Raw genomic sequence first — 703 nt, forward strand, 5'->3', positions numbered from 1 at the left:
CTCTGAACCGCGCCGGGTTTGCCGGAGGCTGATTTGGTTTAGTTACGCGGCCATGGCTTCAGTTTCCAGAGCCGCGTAGAAGTTTGCCTCGGCTTCGGCGGGCGGGATGTTCCCGATCGGCTCGAGCAGGCGGCGGTTGTTGAACCAGGCCACCCATTCGAGGGTTGCGTATTCCACGGCCTCGAAGCTGCGCCAGGGCCCCCGACGGTGGATGACCTCGGCCTTGAAGAGCCCGTTGATCGTCTCGGCCAGCGCGTTGTCGTAGCTGTCACCGACGCTGCCAACCGAAGGCTCGATGCCCGCCTCGGCCAGCCGTTCAGTGTATTTGATCGACAGATACTGGCTGCCGCGGTCGCTGTGGTGAACCAGCCCCATGCCCTTGACCGGGCGGCGGTCATGGACCGCCTGTTCGAGGGCATCAAGGACGAACCCGGCATACGCCGAGGTGCTGACCCGCCAGCCGACAATCTTGCGGGCATAAGCGTCGATGACGAAAGCGACATAAACAAACCCCTTCCAGGTGGCAACATAGGTGAAATCGCTGACCCACAGCATGTTCGGCGCAGGCACGCGGAACTGGCGGTTCACCTTGTCCAGCGGGCATGGCTGCTTCTTGTCAGGGATCGTCGTCTTGTGCGGCTTGCCCCGGATAATGCCTTGAATGCCCATGTCCTTCATCAGCCGTGCCACCGTGCAGCGAGCG

At 62.4% G+C, this 703-nt stretch carries 1 protein-coding gene; it reads right to left on the minus strand.

The window, feature by feature from the left end; genetic code table 11:
- Positions 1-42 precede the first annotated feature (42 nt).
- Positions 43-703 (minus strand): IS3 family transposase (locus ABD120_RS07135; protein ID WP_343948912.1); only part of this gene is annotated, 661 nt, incomplete at its 5' end.

The sequence above is a fragment of the Nonomuraea longicatena genome (assembly GCF_039525605.1).
Taxonomy (GTDB): Bacteria; Actinomycetota; Actinomycetes; order Streptosporangiales; family Streptosporangiaceae; genus Nonomuraea; species Nonomuraea longicatena.